Below are 15,131 nucleotides of genomic sequence, written 5' to 3' on the forward strand. Positions count from 1 at the left end.
AGACATTCTAGCATCGATTGGCCTGCGCTGGTTTTTCACGATAGGAGCAGCCGTTTGCCCCGTGCGCATCCAGTTGACGACTGCCCCGTCATTCAATTTCTTTTCAGTCTGACGCCGCGCGACTTCAATCGAAGAGGAAAAAGAGCCCCGCGGAAACGCGGGGCTTAACTCTCAGGGCTTGTAGGTACCGGGGTCGGCGCCGCCAACCAGGCCTCCACGGTCGTTTGAGCTACCGCCATATCGACCCATCGAACCCTTATTGGTCCGGGCGGAACTCATGCCGACCGTACCTTGGTGAGTCCTGGCGCCCGACTTGTACTTACCGTACTTATGATGACTTGTCCCCGCGAGTGCGAACGTGCTTGAGAGTGCGAACGCTGAAGCCAATGCTATTGTCGCAAGTTTCATGGTCGTTCTCCCTTGATTTTAGTGAAGGATGATGTTGCGCTTCTGTTGTCGCGCGGATGCCTGCGGTCCCAGCGCAACGACTGAGGCGAAAAGCGCGAGCAGGCCAAGTCATAATGTTCGACTGATCGTCTTTGTTTGATCCCCAGTCGATCAGTGGGATCGTCCAGCCATTCTGACAGTGCGGCTGTCCTTCTGCCTGGTGAGCAGAAGTCTAAGTCTGTCGGGATCACGCGCCTATGCAGTTTCGGAATCTGGCGAGCAAATGGGCCATTGTAATGCTCCGACTGATCGTAAGATTTCCGCTTCGCCGTCAGAATCGGACATCTACGCCTTTATGAGTACACCCCTATAGGTGGGTAACGGGGACTTGCTCAGGATGGATCGAAGGCGAGCTGAACCTGGACGTTGAGGCGTTCCGGAAGTTCGGCTGGGATGGATGGCAGGGGTTGCGCCCTCTTGATGGTCTCGATCGCTTCGGTATCGAGCAGTGTCTGACCGGAGCTTGTTTTCACCCAGACGCCCAGGAGACGCCCTTTCCGGTCGATCGAGAAGAACGTTTCGACCGTGCCTTGAAGCCTGTTGTGGGCCGCCGCGGGATATCGCTGAAATCTTGCGATGTGCTTGAGCAGGCTTTGTTGAAACTTCACCAGGGCATTGTTCGGCACCACGTTCGTCACGGTCGAAGGGCGCGAGATGCTGGGGATACTGGGGCTTGCTTCAACAGGCAGGGACGCCCGGTCGGGCGATTTGACCACAACCTCATCCTTGGCCTGGTCATCGAGCTGCTCGGCTTCGGGATTCGAGCGGGCGGCATTCGCCGTCGTCGCCTGCGAAGTCGCATCGATCGGGATCGGCGTCTGCTCGCGTTGAGGAAGCAGGCGCACCTGAATGGTAGATGTGGGTCCTTGGTCGACGGATGATGCGGTCGGCTGCTGAACCTTGATCCAATAGACCCCACCGGCAAACAACAGCACCGCCAGCGCCGGGATGATGACGAGACGCGCCAATTCCGCGTTGGACCACGCCATAGGATCTCCTGCAGTGAGCGCGGCCTTTATCCGGTCCGTATCCCTCGCGGGCAACGAACCATCCGAACCGTCCATCCTCATGTGGCGGGCGCTTTCGCCGCAATAACAATTCTGGTCGGTACGGACATGTCTGGAGAAGGCCGGTGAGATCGTTTGAGGCGTGCCGAGCTCCCTCAGCCCAGGCACGATGGCTATCTCTATATAGGATTTGTGACAGGTCTCTAAAAACGGAGTGGCGCTGGAAACCGAGACAGGCCGTCATGTGAGATGGAACTGCCGTGCAGACGTCCCTCGCGACAAACGCGACGCGTTTGCGCGGAGATCATGCTCAAACAAGGAGCTCAAGCGCCGACGTAAAGCGTCGCGATCCGGGCTATGCAAGATCGGCCGGACTGCCCCGGCGCGAACTGTCGGGATCACGCCGGGGCCGCCTTGGCTCTGCCGGCCGACCACGGGGGCTGTGGCGCTCGGGGTGCGATCGGGCGGGAAGTAGCGTCGCAAATAAGCACAACCGTTGCGCGTTCGTCAGTGCACTTTGTGCCAGGAGCGACGCCAGAAAGTGTCAGGTGTCGCGGGGATGTGCGGTTTGTGCCATCCGGCTCACGCTTTCTTCGCCTCGACCATTAACCATATGGACACGAGCGCACGCGTTAGGACAGCCGCACTGATGGAAAGTTGCAGCGCTTCGAGACTTCAATTGCGGATATTTTTTATCAATTGGAGCGGTGCGGTCATGATTGAACGTCGTGCGCTCGAACGTATTGAATTGAACCAGCTCGCATTGCTTTCCTTTAGCGGGATTTCGGGAGTCCATCCCTGCCTGGTGAGAAATCTCCATATGAGCGGTGCTGGTCTGTACTCGAATTCATTTCACTTCTTCGCCAACGACTTCCTGATGTCGTTCGACGGCTTCAAATCGAGCACGCATTGCCACGTCGTCTGGAGACGGGGCTACGAATGCGGTGTCGTGTTTCCTGCAGGATATCTCCACAGCGAGTTCGAGGTCTTGTCAGCACCAGCGTGACCGACCGCTCATCCCGAGAAGACGCGCGCCCGTCACGTGGAGCCGACATCGCGTGCGCCGTCACACTGATGATTGCAGCGCTTCCAGGCTACGCCGGACACGCTTCGCCCTCGCGTGCTCGGCATGGCTGCGCCACACGTAGCCGCTAAGGAACAAAGAAGTGGCTTGCCTAGCCGTAGCTCGCGGGTACAAGCCCGCCTGCGCCCCTTGGGCTTCGGCGCGGCAGCCTTCTCTCGCTTCGCGAGCGAAGATTCTGGCTCGCCTAGCCGTAGCTCGCGGACACGGGCCCGCCTGCGCCCTTTGGGCTTCGGCGCGGCAGCCTTCTCTCGCTTCGCGAGCGAAGGTTCTGGCTTGCCTAGCCGTAGCTCGCGGATACGAGCCCGCCTGCGCCCCTTGGGCTTCGGCGCGGCAGCCTTCTCTCGCTTCGCGAGCGAAGGCTGGTGGGCGCGACAGGGATCGAACCTGTGACCCCTACCATGTCAAGGTAGTGCTCTCCCGCTGAGCTACGCGCCCGAAAATCGGCTGGGTCGGGTCCCTATAACGGACCCCAGGCGGGCAGGCAAGGATACTTGCAAGGATACTCGGAGGCGAATCTTGGCCGCGGTCAGGCCGCCAGCATCTTGTTCACTTCGCTGACCAATTCGCGCAGATGGACCGGTTTTGCCAGCACCTTGGCATTCTTCGGCGCCTCCGAATCCGAGTTCAGGGCGACGGCGGCGAAGCCGGTGATGAACATGATCTTGATGTCGGGGTCGAGTTCCGAGGCACGGCGGGCGAGCTCGATGCCGTCCATCTCCGGCATCACGATGTCGGTGAGCAGCATCTCGAACGGCTCCTCGCGCAGCCGCTGATAGGCCGACATGCCGTTGTCGTGCGGTGAGACCTGGAATCCGGCGTTTTCGAGCGCCTTGACCAGGAAGCGGCGCATGTCGTTGTCGTCTTCGGCGAGGAGGATTTTGGGCATGGCGTTGATTTCGTCGAATCCCGGCTTGCGAGGAGTCCGCACACTAAGCCCGATAGACGGTAAATTTCGAGTGAAGGATGACCCGGCGCGGCTGACCGGATCCTTAACTTAACTCTGGACCGGAATGCCGCACGAATCAATCACGTCGGGCGTTCCCTGTTCTTAAGAGACATTCCAGCCCGGCTCACGATTTTTTTCGCTTGGCAGAAGGGGCGTGATTACCGACAATGCTTGCACACAAAACCTCCGTTTTTCCGGTAGAATCGCGCCGGAAGCCCAGCGGAATTGAAGGGACGGCGCCGGACGATGAGCACGCCTGAGGGTGAATTGTCGCCTCCGTTCGAGATCGTCGAACCCGTCAATTGGCGGGCGCCGATCATCTTCAACTCGCCGCATTCGGGTTCGGTCTATCCGGCCGAATTCCTCAATGCCTCCAGGATCGATCTGGTCTCGCTGAGGCGCTCGGAAGACTCGTTCATGGACGAGTTGATCGAAGGCTTGAGCGGGCGCGGCTTTCCGGTCGTGCGGGTGCATTTCCCGCGCTCCTATGTCGACGTGAACCGCGAGCCCTATGAGCTCGATCCGCGCATGTTCATGGGCCGGCTTCCAAGCTTTGCCAACACGCGCTCGATGCGGGTCGCCGGCGGGCTCGGCACGATCCCGCGCGTCGTCGGCGACGGTCAGGAGATCTATCGCGAGCGGCTCAATGTCGACGAGGCATTGTCGCGGATCGAGGCGCTCTACAAGCCCTATCACCGGGCGCTGCGCCGGCTCATCAACAAGGCGCACCAGGCGTTCGGAACCGTCGTTGTGGTCGACTGTCACTCGATGCCGTCGATCGGAGTGTCGCGGGACGAGCCGCGACGGCCCGACATCGTGATCGGCGACCGCTACGGCACAAGCTGCGCGCCGGTGCTGCCCGACGTCGTCGAAGACGTCATGAGCGGGCTCGGCTATTCGATCGGCCGCAACAAGCCCTATGCCGGCGGCTTCATCACAGAGCATTACGGCAACCCGGCGAGCGGGCTGCATACCGTTCAGCTCGAGCTCAACCGGGCGGTCTACATGGATGAGCGCCGGCGCGAGCGCGGGCCGCGCTTTGCGCAGGTGGTCGCCGATTTCGCGGCCTTGGCGGAGGCGCTGGCGGACGTCCCGCTCAACGACCTCGGTCCGTTCCAGGCAGCGGCGGAGTAGGCTCTCGTCGTCATTCCGGGGCGCGCCCAGCGCGGACCCCGAATGAGAGCGAACCCCCAAAAGAAAAAAGGGCCGCTTGAATGAACAAGCGGCCCAAGTCTAGGGAGGAAACGCCCAAGGAGGGCAGCGATAGCGCGAGGCGCTACCGCACCGCAACAATATGCGGCCGCGCCGCACAAAACGCAAGCGGTTTTAGATTCATTTCCCATGCATTATCCGCAGGGCTTGCAGACCTGCAACACAGAGCTAAAGTCGAATTTTGTCGTTTTCTTTCAATATCTTCATCAAGAAATGAACGATTAATACTACTCTTTGATCACAGCCTCCCGATTTCGTGATTGCACCTAGTCCCAAAATTCATAGCCGCACGCGGCACCCGTCCATCACTCAAAAATGCCAGCGACAACCCTCCTCAATGTCGGTGCGGATCGGCCCGGATTGAGCTAGGCAATAGCGCTGAACTGCCAGTTCGCATCGCGCCTTAAGGAACAGCCGTGCCGGTCATTGATTTCACTGCCTTCATCGGCCGCCTCGCGACCGCCGCCGGCGAAACCATCCTGCCGTTCTTCCGCACCTCGCTCTCCGTCGACAACAAGAGCGTCAATGATTTCGATCCGGTGACCGAAGCCGACCGCGCAGCGGAAGCGGTGATGCGGCGGTTGATCAAGGCCAATTTCCCCCAGCACGGCATCGTCGGCGAGGAATTCGGCAATGAGCGCGAGGACGCCGAATATGTCTGGGTGCTCGATCCGATCGACGGCACCAAGTCGTTCATCGGCGGCTTTCCGATCTGGGGCACGCTGATCGCGCTCCTGCACAAGGGCACGCCCGTGTTCGGGATGATGCATCAGCCCTTCATCGGCGAGCGGTTTTCCGGCGACAACGGCTCGGCCCATTATTCCGGCCCGTCCGGCGAGCGGCGGCTGTCGGTCAGGCGCTGCGCGTCGCTGACGGAGGCGACGGCCTACACCACGAGCCCGCTGTTGATGAACGCTACCGACCGGGCCTGCTTTGGACGTATCGAGAGCGCCGCCAAGCTCACGCGCTATGGCGGCGACTGCTACTCCTACTGCATGCTGGCTGCAGGCCATCTCGATCTCGTCGTCGAGACCGAGCTCAAGCCGTATGACATCGCCGGGCTGATCCCGATCGTCACCGGCGCGGGCGGCATCGTCACTACCTGGGAAGGCAAGCCGGCGCAAAGCGGCGGCCGCATCATCGCCGCCGGCGATCCGCGGGTGCACGAGGCGGCGATGAAGCTGCTCAACGGCTGAGCGGGCCGGCCGTTACGGTGCGGCCTTGCGCAGATGGTCGACGAGCAGCTTTGCCGGACGCGGCAGCGCCTTGAAGCTGCGGGCGCAGATGGTGAGCTTGCGGTCGGCCCAGGAGTCGCGGAGCCGGATCGACGCGATCGGCATCGACCGGGCGCAACGCCGGGCGGCGGTTTCCGGGATCACGGCGATGCCGACATCGGCCGCGACCATCTGGCAGATCGCGTCGAAATCGCGCAGGCGCGCCCGGAACCGCAGACGGGCGCCCAGCCGCGCGGCGTGCCTTGCGATGTGGGCCTGCAGCGCGGTTGAGGCAGTCAGCCCGACGAAGTCATAGCCGGTCACGTCCTGGAAATCGATCTGGCGGCGGCCTGCGAGATCGCTGCGGCGCGAGGCCACCAGCGTCAGGCGGTCCTCGCTGAACAGGAAGCGCTCGACGCTTTCGGGAAGCGCATGCTCGGCGGCGAAGCCAAGGTCGGCGGCGCCGGTCGCGATCGCGGCGGCGATGTCGGCGCTCTCGCGCTCCTCGACGTCGACATTGATGTCGGGATGCTCGCGCAGGAAGGCGGCGAGCGCCCGCGGCAGATGCTCCGACAGGCCCGAGGTGTTGGCGAGCAGCAGCACGCTCGCCCTGACGCCGCTGGCATAGGCGGCAAGGTCGCCGCGTAGCGCCTCGACATTGTGGATCACGATCCGCGCATGGTCGAGCAGGCTTTCGCCGGCGGCGGTCAACTCGACACCGCGGCGGCCGCGCTTGAGCAGCGACACGCCAAGCGCAGCCTCCAGCCCCTTGATCCGTTCGCTGGCGGACGCAAGCGCCAGATGAACGCGGGAGGCGCCGTTGGTGATGCTGCGCGTCTCCGCCACCGCGATGAAGAGCTGCAGATCGACCAGGTCGAAGCGCATATTGGGCTCCAGCTATCTTCGGAAAAGCCGAAGGCATTCTCCGTAATCTCCAGATTGTGCCGCTCCCGTCGATCGGTCAATGTGCCTGCATGTTCGACTCATTCCTGATCCTGATCGCCTTCGCCTTCCTGCTCGCCGGTTTCGTCAAGGGAACGCTGGGGCTCGGCCTGCCGACGGTTTCGATGGGACTGCTGGCCGTGACGATGCCGCCTGCGCAGGCGATCTCGATCGTGATCGTGCCGGCAATCATCACCAACATCTGGCAGACCTTTGTCGGGCCTTATCTGCGCGACATCCTCAAGCGGCTATGGCCGCTGATGATTGGCACCGTGGTGGGCATCTGGCTGAACCGCGGGCTGCTCACCGGGCCCTATGCGCCCTATGGCACCGTCGTGCTCGGTCTGCTGCTCATTATCTATGCGGTGGTGGGCCTCAGCCGCTTCAGCTTCAAGGTCGCCCGCCGCGACGAGAAATGGATCGGCGGCATCGTCGGCGTCGTGACCGGGGTGATCTCGGCGGCAACCGGCGTCCAGGTGATCCCGTCGATGCCGTTCATGCAGGCGATCGGCATGGAGAAGGATGAGCTGGTACAGGCGCTCGGCGTGTTCTTCACGACGGCCACTATCGCCCTCGCCTTCAATCTCACCGCCGCCGGCGTGTTGACCGCGGCGACCGCGCTGCCCGGCGCGGTGGCGATGGCGGCGTCCTTCATCGGCATGTTCATCGGGCAGGCGGTGCGGTCACGGCTGCAGCCGGAGGCATTCCGCCGCTGGTTCCTGATCGCGATGATCCTGCTCGGGCTGTATCTGGCCGGCAGCGCGCTGGTGAAGATCCATGGCTGAGATTCTTGTCTTGACGCGTTTTCTTCACGCGAACCGGTATCCACTTCGCTCGAAAACGCTCTAACGCGCCTCCAGCATCGCAACCCGGAAGCCGAGATAGACGAACAGCCCGCCGAGCGTGCGGTTGATCCAGGCGATCACCCCGCTGGAGCGGCGGATCCGCCTCGCCGCCCGCGCCGCAAACGCCGCCACGCCGAGACACCACAACGTGCCGTTGAAGACGAAGATCGCGCCGAGCAGCAGGAAGGCGATGGTCTTGTGCGGCGAATCAGCGGCCACGAACTGCGGCAGGAACGCGAGGAAGAACAACGCCACCTTCGGATTGAGCGCATTGGTCAGCGCGCCCTGCCAGAACACCCGGCGCAGCGTCGGCGCATCATCCTGAAGGGTGACATCCGCGATCGGGCGCTGGCGTGACAGCAGCATCTGGACGCCCGTGAACAGAAGATAGGCTGCGCCGACCCATTTGAGGACCGTAAAGGCCACGGAGGAGGTCATCAGCAGCGCGGAAAGCCCGATCGCCGCCCCGAAGACATGGAAAAGACAGCCACCGCTGATGCCGAGCGCGGCGGCCGCTCCGCCACGCCATCCGAGTTGCAGGCTCCTGCCGATGATATAGGCGGTGTCCGGCCCCGGCGTGACGTTAAGCAGCAGCCCCGAAAGGATGAAGAGCCATAGTTCGTGTATTCCGAGCATCGTCATAATCTCTCGCGTGGGCGCTGGCCAACTGACAGGGATAGCCGTCCCGCATTATTTTCCACGACATAAAAATCGTGCAGTTAACATTTCGGCGGCCGTCCGCTGCAATTCCGGAACGTTTGCATTACTATGATCTCCGGATCGGGCTTTCGCCAGGTACATCTTGTTTTATAAGAATTGGAACGGTCGGCCGCACCCTCGGCGGTCGTCGACCGATTCCGGAGCACAGATACGGCTATGGAGAGACGGCTAGCTGCCATAGTATGCGCTGACGTCGCCGGCTACTCGCGGATGATGGGGGCCGACGAGGCGGGCACGCATGCCGCCTTCAAAGCCCATCGGACCGCGATCCATCCGATCATCCTCAATCATGGCGGCCGTATCCTGAAGAACACCGGCGACGGCTTCCTGCTGGAGTTTCCGAGCATCGTCGGGGCGCTGGAGGCTGCCATCGAGATGCAGATGCTGATGGCGGAACGCAACAACCAGCTTCCCGCCGACCGTGTCATGCAGTTCCGGATGGGCATTCACATGGGCGATGTGATGGCCGACGAGGACGAACTGTTCGGGGACGATGTCAACATCGCCGTCCGGCTCGAGACGGTTTCCCCACCGGGCGGGCTGGCCGCTTCGGCCAAGGCGTATCAGGAGGCCGGCAAGCACCTCAAGGCGCCCCTGGTCAACACCGGCAGCCATCGTTTCAAGAATATCGCAGATCCGGTGGAGGTCTTCACCTGGGAGCCGGGCGGCTCGGAAGCGCGCGAGCGTCAGGTCCGGGATTCGTCGAGTCTGTCAGGACAGTCTCGGACCGCGATCGTCGGCGTGCTTCCCTTCGCCAACCTGAGTGACTCCAGCGACGAATATTTTTCCGACGGATTGACCGAAGACCTGATCCACGCGCTCTCGCTGCAGTCCTTCTACCGGGTGCTGAGCCGCAACTCGACATTCTCCTTCAAGGGCAAGAATACGAGCACCCGCCTGATCGCCCGCGAGATCGACGCCACCTACCTGATCCAGGGCTCGGTGCGGCGGGCCGGCAGCAAGATCCGGGTGACCGCCGAATTGATCGCGCCCGAGAACGGCGAGCAGCTCTGGACCGGCCGCTATGACCGCGACATGGGCGATCTGTTCGCGATGCAGGACGAGATCACGACCAGTCTCTCCGCGGCGATTGCCACCGAGATCTTCCGCGCGGAGGCGTCCGCGCCTGCCCGCCTTTCCAACGACGTCACGGCGTGGGATCGCTTCCTGAAAGGCCTTTCCTACTATTACCGGCACACCAAGGAAGACTACGAGGCTTCCATTGCGCTGTTCAAGGAAGCGATCGCGCTCGATCCGACGCTTTCGATCGCGCATGCCTATCTCGCCACGATCCAGGTACAGAGCATCCAGTTTGGCTGGATCAAGCGCACGCGCGAACTATGGACGTCGATCGTAGGTCTTGCCGAGGCCAGCGTTCGGCTCGACCCGCGCTCGTCCTTCGCCTTTCAGATCCTGTCCTATGTGCGTTCGGTGGAGGGGCACTACGAGGCGGCCATGGATGCCGCGAACCGCGCCGTGGCGCTCAACCCATACGATATGGGCGCCCGCGGCGTGCTTGGTTATGTTCACCTCGTGAGCGGCGAGCACCGCCAGGCCATCGAGCTGTTTTCGATGGGGGCGCAACGCGGCAACAGCGACCCGCGCTACCAATGGGCGGCCTTGAACGCGTTCAGCCACTACCTGCTGGGACAATACGACGCGACGCTGTCCTGGGCGCGCGAGCAACTGTACATCAATCCGAACCACATGCCGGCGCTGGCGATCCGCGCCGCCGCGCTGGCCCAGTTGGGGCGGACCAAGGAGGCGGCGGACGCGACCGGCGTTCTGATGTCCAACTATCCGACCTTCACCGTCGATCGGCATTTGAAGAACTTCCATTGGAAGCTGCCGGCCGATATCGAACACTATCGTGAGGGACTCCTGAAAGCCGGCGTACCGCTCGCCCGGCTGACCCTGGTCGAAACCCGGAAGCTTGCCGCCGAGTCGTGAACGAGGGCGCAATCCGTCAGCGCCCTCCGGTCGTTCACCGACTTGAGGGATTCAGTCAAATTTCGCCACACGCTGTAGTAGTGTAACATCCCGCTTGTATTCTGGATGTTAAGACTTCGTCCGCTTCTATCGGGCGATCGCTTTTCATGATTCGTTGCGTTCAGGATTCTGCGCCATGCACGACCCCCGCACCAAGAAGCCGGTCACGCGGCCGATCGACGTTTCTCCGAACAATCCCTGCCCGTTCCTGCGTGCGCTGGTCGCGGAAGGATTTGTCGACGGCCACGTCGGCCCCCTCTCGACGCTATCAAGGACGATCGGAGCGGCGAGCGGAGAGAAGGGGCTGAGCAAGATACGGGCTCGCATCGAGATCTATCTCGTCGCGCTCGTGGCGAACGGCCTCAGTCCCTGGCGCCTGCTCAAGAGCTGGTGGTCCGGCGCCGAGCTGGATGCGCTACGCGACGGCCCGCTCGACAAGCACGGCGTCGGCTCGCGTATCCTTGACGCCCACGCCCATGTCCGCGAGGACCAGATCGCGCGACTGGCTGAATTCGGCCAGGAATGCCATGATCCCGCTGGCGGGATCGAGCGCGGCCTGACGGCGTCCGAAATCACGACCTTCATGCACGCCAATTTCGAACGGGCGAAGGACAACAGGCGCTGGTACGACCCGCTGTTGATGAAGGGCGAATGGCCCGTCCTGCTTCGCATCATGGGCAAGGGCGAAGGCAAGGACCGCTACCTCAGCGTCGCGGAAGTCAGGACATTGTTCGTCGATCGCCGGCTGCCCGAGCGGATCGTCGAGCGAATCGAGGCTCTGTCGGAAGTCGCCCCCGGCAGGCGCGCGCTTCGCCTCGTCGGCGGGGCCGCGGCCGTGGTGATCGCGCTTCTCCTTGCGCTCACCCAGTTTCCGGATCGCGTCAGGGCCGTCCTGCCCGACAAGCTCGCGCAATTGCTGCCGCCCCCGCTGCCGGACGCGCCAGCGACCAAGACTGCCTACTGGCTCGACCAGAACTGGTCGATTGAGGATCGGTACTGGTTCCACCATGTCAGCCAGGGCACCGCGACATTCCCGGTGCCCTATGCCTGGTTCGTCGCGCTGGAGCAGCCGTACCTGCGTCTGTTCAGCGAGCCCGGACTGATGAAGGACAGCGGCTATCTCGAGCGCTTCGGCTTTATTCCAAGCCCCCAGACCATCCACACCGACGACACCACGCTGCGCCGCTTCGGCTATGCCAGCATCTTCGAGACGACACCTGCGCCGGCATCTTCGGGTCTGTGGAAGACGCCGGTTGAGAATGTCGACGGCCTGCCGGTCGGCTTCGCGCGGATGACCGGCGTTGTCGATCCCGCCACGGGCCGCCGCGAGGACGACAAGATCGGGCTGACCTGCGCCGCCTGTCACACCGGACAGCTTCACTACAAGGGCGTAGCCGTGCGCTTCGACGGCGGCCCGGCCATGACCGACCTGAAGAAGCTCGAACTCGCGACCGGCCTGTCCATCGCCTACACCTTGTACGTGCCGTTCCGTTTCAAGCGCTTCGCGGATCGCGTGCTCGGGCCCGACGCGAGCGATGCAGACCGCAGCGTCCTCAAGCAGAAGCTGGCGGCGATCGGCAAATTCCTGATCGACTGGCAAACCACTTACGACAAGACGATCGCCGGCAAGACGACCGAGGACGGCAAGCCGCAGAAGGACACCGAGGAAGGATTCGGCCGCCTCGACGCTCTCAACCGCATCGGCAACCAGGTCTTCTCGCAAGATCTGGCCATCAACGGCCTCAGCGGCTTCGAAAGGAATCTGCACGCCCAGGACGCGCCAGTCAGCTTCCCGCCGATCTGGACCGTGCCGTGGCTCAAATACGCCCAATACGACGCCTCGATCGAGCAGCCGCTGATCCGCAATGCCGGCGAGGCGTTAGGGGTGACCGCGCTGATCAACATGTCGCCCGAGTATCCGGCAGACACGCTGTTCCGCTCGTCGGTGGAGGTGCAGAATCTGTTGTGGATCGAATCGATGCTGCGCGGCCCCGATCCCTTCACCCAGACGCCACCGCGCTTTGGCGGTTTGACCGCGCCGAAATGGCCGTCGCAACTGTTCGACGATCAGGCCTGGCAGCTCAAGCCCGACCGCGTCGCCAAGGGCCGGGAGCTGTACGCCGAGATCTGCGTCGAATGCCATCTCGGTCCGGTCAATGACCCCGTGTTCGACGTTCAATTTCCCGACAAGAGCTTCTGGTCGTCGCCGCGCTGGGACCGCACCGGCGAGAGCCCGGTCCTCGACCCCGTCCAGAAAAAAGCGGATGACATGGGTACGGACCCAGCGCAGGCCAGGATCCTGACCACGCGAACCGTTCAGGTCCCGGGTTTCCTCGGTATCGATCCCGCGCGCGACCTCACGAAGTGGTGGGAATGTCCCGACCTTCAGCCGACCTCTTCCACCGAAATGTCCTACGCCCTCGCCTTGATGGTGACGGTGGACCTCGTCAGCCGCAAATGGATGGACGATCAGCACATCCCGTCGGCGCAGCAGAAGAAGCTGTGGGGCGAGCGAAAGAACTGCCCCAACCGTGAGCCGGCGCCGCGCTATCGCGCGCGACCGCTGAACGGCGCCTGGGCCACGGCGCCCTACCTGCATAACGGCTCCGTCCCCTCGCTCGATTGGCTGCTCCGGCCCGCCGCCGAGCGCCCATTGAAGTTCTGCATGGGCGCGCGTGATTTCGATCCGGAGCATGTCGGCTTCGACGTGAAGGGCGACGAGACGAGATGCCAGAACGGCCAGACCCTGTTCTCGGCCACCGACGGCAACGGAAAAGAGATCCATGGCAACAGCGTGAGCGGCCACTCGTTCGAGGGGGCAGCTCCGTATCCGAAGGGCATCGTCGGCCGCGCGCTCGATAAAAACGAGCGCGAGGCCCTGATCGAATATCTGAAGACGCTGTAACCGCGAGGCGTCAGCCGAACAGCGGCGTGCCCGGCACGAAGGCGTCGAACGCCGCCCAGAACTGCGCGCGGTAGCGGTCCTGCTCCTGCAGGAGCTCGTGCTTGGAGCCGGCGATCACGAGATGCGAGCCGGCTCGCAAGTGATAGGCGAACTCCTCGATCGCGGGCGTCGAGACCACGGTGTCGTTGCTCGCCGCCAGCATCAGGATCGGCTGGCGTATCTGCGACGGATAATAGTATTCCCGGAACGTGCGCATCGCCTTGAAGGCGGTGTCGGCCCAGGCGACCGTCGGCGCGGCGATGCCGACCGTGGGGTCTTCTTCCAGGACCGCCGCATTGCGCGAGTAGCGGACGGGATCGCTGGTGAGTGGATTGTTGATGAAGGGCGCCAGCCCGACCAGTTCGTCGCTGCCGCCCGGAACGTAGCGTCCGCCCTGGCCGGCGAGCCGCATGATCCGCAGCAGCGCGGTTGGGACGAACGACGTACGGCGTCCCGGCAGGTCGATCATCGGCGCGGACAGCACCATGCGATCGAACCAGCGTTTTCCGGCATGCGCGATGCGCAGCATCACGGCTCCACCCATCGAATGCGCCAGCGCGAAATAGGGCGGCGGACAATCCGGCAACACCACCTGCTGCACGAAGGTCTCGACGTCGATCTCGTAATCGGCAAAGTCGCGCACATAGCCTTTGCGCGGATCGCGCAACCTCCGCGACGAATGGCCCTGCCCGCGCCAATCGATCATCGCCACCGCAAAGCCGCGGTCGCGCAGATCGCGCACGGTCTCGAAATACTTCTCGATCATCTCGCCGCGACCGGTGAATACGCAGACCGTTCCCTTGCGCCCCGGCGGCGGCGCCCAGCGCGCAAAGCGCAATTCAGCGCCATCTGATGTCTTGATGGTGCCGCTGACGACGTCTTCCGGAACCGGATTGGCTGGAATGGAGACCAGCGTCATGAAGGGGAACCGCTAGGTGAGGGACGGCGGGAATCAAGAGGTGAGCGCCAAAAAGCGACGATATTTCCGCCTCTTGAACGCCTGACAGCCCCACCCATATCATTTTCGTGCAGGCCGCTACCAGTGTTTCGGAACCGGAACATCAGGCTGCACACAGACTAAAGCCCGGCCCGATGGCGGGCGGGTATCTCATCAGTCGCTCATTGGAGGACTACCATGCGTTCCTACGATCTGACCCCGTTCTATCGTTCCACCGTCGGCTTCGACCGTCTTTTCAACCTGCTTGACCAGGCAACGTCTGACGGCAGCCCCGGGTATCCCCCCTATAATATCGAGCGCACCGGCGAGAACGCCTACCGCATCAGCGTTGCGGTTTCCGGCTTCTCCGAGAGTGAGCTTTCCATCGTCGCGAAGGAGAACACGCTGACGATCAAGGGCGAGAAGACTGCCAACGAGAATGGCAAGGATAAATCCGACGTTCTCTATCGCGGCATCGCCTCTCGGGCCTTCGAGCGCGTGTTCCAGCTTGCCGACTTCGTACAGGTGAAGAGCGCTTCGCTTGAGAACGGCCTGCTCCACGTCGACCTCGTCCGTGAGATCCCCGAGGCCAAGAAGCCGCGTAGCATTCCGATCGCGACCAGCTCCGCCGCGCCGCAGGTCGCCGACAACTCCAAGGCCGCCGCCTGATCGCGGCAGCAGCTTCGGCAGATATTGGCCGAACGCAAAGCGCCCTGGGAAACCGGCCAGCCCCTAGCTTAACTGTGGAATCGCCATTCTGGCGATTCCACGCGGCCCTTCTCTCTGCAACCCTGTCGTTGACGCTCAATGCATCGGTAAGGAATGAGACTGGCTAGGGCGACCG

At 62.8% G+C, this 15,131-nt stretch carries 12 protein-coding genes and 1 tRNA gene; 7 read left to right on the forward strand and 6 right to left on the reverse strand.

Annotated elements, in window-relative coordinates:
• Positions 1-779: 779 nt before the first annotated feature.
• Positions 780-1,436 carry an energy transducer TonB family protein gene (locus tag ACVJGD_RS23305; RefSeq protein WP_456636506.1) on the reverse strand — a complete coding sequence of 219 codons (657 nt, stop codon included), beginning with the start codon at positions 1,434-1,436 and terminating at the stop codon, positions 780-782.
• 733 nt (positions 1,437-2,169) lie between these two features.
• On the opposite strand from ACVJGD_RS23305, the gene ACVJGD_RS23310 reads away from it, so the two are divergent.
• Positions 2,170-2,460 (forward strand): PilZ domain-containing protein, encoded by a 291-nt coding sequence (locus ACVJGD_RS23310; protein WP_456636507.1) that lies wholly within the window; start codon positions 2,170-2,172, stop codon positions 2,458-2,460.
• A 438-nt stretch (positions 2,461-2,898) separates the two neighbouring features.
• Here the strand turns inward: ACVJGD_RS23310 and ACVJGD_RS23315 are convergent.
• Positions 2,899-2,973: transfer RNA gene (locus ACVJGD_RS23315), tRNA-Val, on the reverse strand.
• A 91-nt stretch (positions 2,974-3,064) separates the two neighbouring features.
• A complete protein-coding gene (cpdR, locus tag ACVJGD_RS23320; RefSeq protein WP_027583737.1) occupies positions 3,065-3,424 on the reverse strand; it encodes a cell cycle two-component system response regulator CpdR in 360 nt (119 codons plus the stop codon).
• A gap of 306 nt (positions 3,425-3,730) precedes the next feature.
• Between cpdR and ACVJGD_RS23325 the strand changes: the two genes are divergently transcribed.
• Complete coding sequence (locus ACVJGD_RS23325) at positions 3,731-4,618, forward strand: N-formylglutamate amidohydrolase (protein WP_456636508.1); 888 nt, start codon at positions 3,731-3,733, stop codon at positions 4,616-4,618.
• A gap of 494 nt (positions 4,619-5,112) precedes the next feature.
• A complete protein-coding gene (hisN, locus tag ACVJGD_RS23330) occupies positions 5,113-5,892 on the forward strand; it encodes a histidinol-phosphatase (protein ID WP_456636509.1) in 780 nt (259 codons plus the stop codon).
• A gap of 12 nt (positions 5,893-5,904) precedes the next feature.
• Here hisN and ACVJGD_RS23335 read toward each other — a convergent pair whose 3' ends face one another.
• Entirely contained in the window at positions 5,905-6,795 is an 891-nt protein-coding gene (locus tag ACVJGD_RS23335; RefSeq protein ID WP_456636510.1) for a LysR substrate-binding domain-containing protein, read from the reverse strand.
• Positions 6,796-6,884: 89 nt separating this feature from the next.
• Here ACVJGD_RS23335 and ACVJGD_RS23340 point away from each other — a divergent pair, with 89 nt between their 5' ends.
• Positions 6,885-7,637 carry a sulfite exporter TauE/SafE family protein gene (locus ACVJGD_RS23340; protein ID WP_456636511.1) on the forward strand — a complete coding sequence of 251 codons (753 nt, stop codon included), beginning with the start codon at positions 6,885-6,887 and terminating at the stop codon, positions 7,635-7,637.
• A gap of 60 nt (positions 7,638-7,697) precedes the next feature.
• On the opposite strand, the gene ACVJGD_RS23345 is transcribed toward ACVJGD_RS23340, so the two are convergent.
• Positions 7,698-8,333 (reverse strand): LysE family translocator, encoded by a 636-nt coding sequence (locus tag ACVJGD_RS23345; RefSeq protein WP_456636512.1) that lies wholly within the window; start codon positions 8,331-8,333, stop codon positions 7,698-7,700.
• Positions 8,334-8,573: 240 nt separating this feature from the next.
• On the opposite strand from ACVJGD_RS23345, the gene ACVJGD_RS23350 reads away from it, so the two are divergent.
• Positions 8,574-10,367, forward strand: coding sequence for an adenylate/guanylate cyclase domain-containing protein (locus ACVJGD_RS23350; RefSeq protein WP_456636513.1), 1,794 nt, complete (start codon positions 8,574-8,576; stop codon positions 10,365-10,367).
• Positions 10,368-10,542: 175 nt separating this feature from the next.
• Positions 10,543-13,311 (forward strand): di-heme-cytochrome C peroxidase, encoded by a 2,769-nt coding sequence (locus tag ACVJGD_RS23355; protein ID WP_456636514.1) that lies wholly within the window; start codon positions 10,543-10,545, stop codon positions 13,309-13,311.
• A gap of 10 nt (positions 13,312-13,321) precedes the next feature.
• Here the strand turns inward: ACVJGD_RS23355 and ACVJGD_RS23360 are convergent, their stop codons facing one another.
• The gene (locus ACVJGD_RS23360; protein ID WP_456636515.1) at positions 13,322-14,269 is read right to left on the reverse strand and encodes an alpha/beta fold hydrolase; all 948 of its coding nucleotides are present in this window, start codon (positions 14,267-14,269) and stop codon (positions 13,322-13,324) included.
• A gap of 216 nt (positions 14,270-14,485) precedes the next feature.
• On the opposite strand from ACVJGD_RS23360, the gene ACVJGD_RS23365 reads away from it, so the two are divergent.
• Positions 14,486-14,956 (forward strand): Hsp20 family protein, encoded by a 471-nt coding sequence (locus tag ACVJGD_RS23365; RefSeq protein WP_456636516.1) that lies wholly within the window; start codon positions 14,486-14,488, stop codon positions 14,954-14,956.
• The last annotated feature ends 175 nt before the right edge of the window (positions 14,957-15,131 follow it).

It is taken from the genome of Bradyrhizobium sp. USDA 10063 (assembly GCF_054063735.1).

Excerpts from the sequence above, each read along its gene's own strand:
- ACVJGD_RS23335 (WP_456636510.1), bottom strand. The coding sequence starts at position 6,795 with ATGCGCTTCGACCTGGTCGATCTGCAGCTCTTCATCGCGGTGGCGGAG.
- ACVJGD_RS23325 (WP_456636508.1), top strand. The coding sequence starts at position 3,731 with ATGAGCACGCCTGAGGGTGAATTGTCGCCTCCGTTCGAGATCGTCGAA.
- ACVJGD_RS23310 (WP_456636507.1), top strand. The coding sequence starts at position 2,170 with ATGATTGAACGTCGTGCGCTCGAACGTATTGAATTGAACCAGCTCGCA.
- ACVJGD_RS23340 (WP_456636511.1), top strand. The coding sequence starts at position 6,885 with ATGTTCGACTCATTCCTGATCCTGATCGCCTTCGCCTTCCTGCTCGCC.
- cpdR (WP_027583737.1), bottom strand. The coding sequence starts at position 3,424 with ATGCCCAAAATCCTCCTCGCCGAAGACGACAACGACATGCGCCGCTTC.
- ACVJGD_RS23350 (WP_456636513.1), top strand. The coding sequence starts at position 8,574 with ATGGAGAGACGGCTAGCTGCCATAGTATGCGCTGACGTCGCCGGCTAC.
- ACVJGD_RS23365 (WP_456636516.1), top strand. The coding sequence starts at position 14,486 with ATGCGTTCCTACGATCTGACCCCGTTCTATCGTTCCACCGTCGGCTTC.
- ACVJGD_RS23345 (WP_456636512.1), bottom strand. The coding sequence starts at position 8,333 with ATGCTCGGAATACACGAACTATGGCTCTTCATCCTTTCGGGGCTGCTG.
- ACVJGD_RS23360 (WP_456636515.1), bottom strand. The coding sequence starts at position 14,269 with ATGACGCTGGTCTCCATTCCAGCCAATCCGGTTCCGGAAGACGTCGTC.
- ACVJGD_RS23305 (WP_456636506.1), bottom strand. The coding sequence starts at position 1,436 with ATGGCGTGGTCCAACGCGGAATTGGCGCGTCTCGTCATCATCCCGGCG.
- ACVJGD_RS23355 (WP_456636514.1), top strand. The coding sequence starts at position 10,543 with ATGCACGACCCCCGCACCAAGAAGCCGGTCACGCGGCCGATCGACGTT.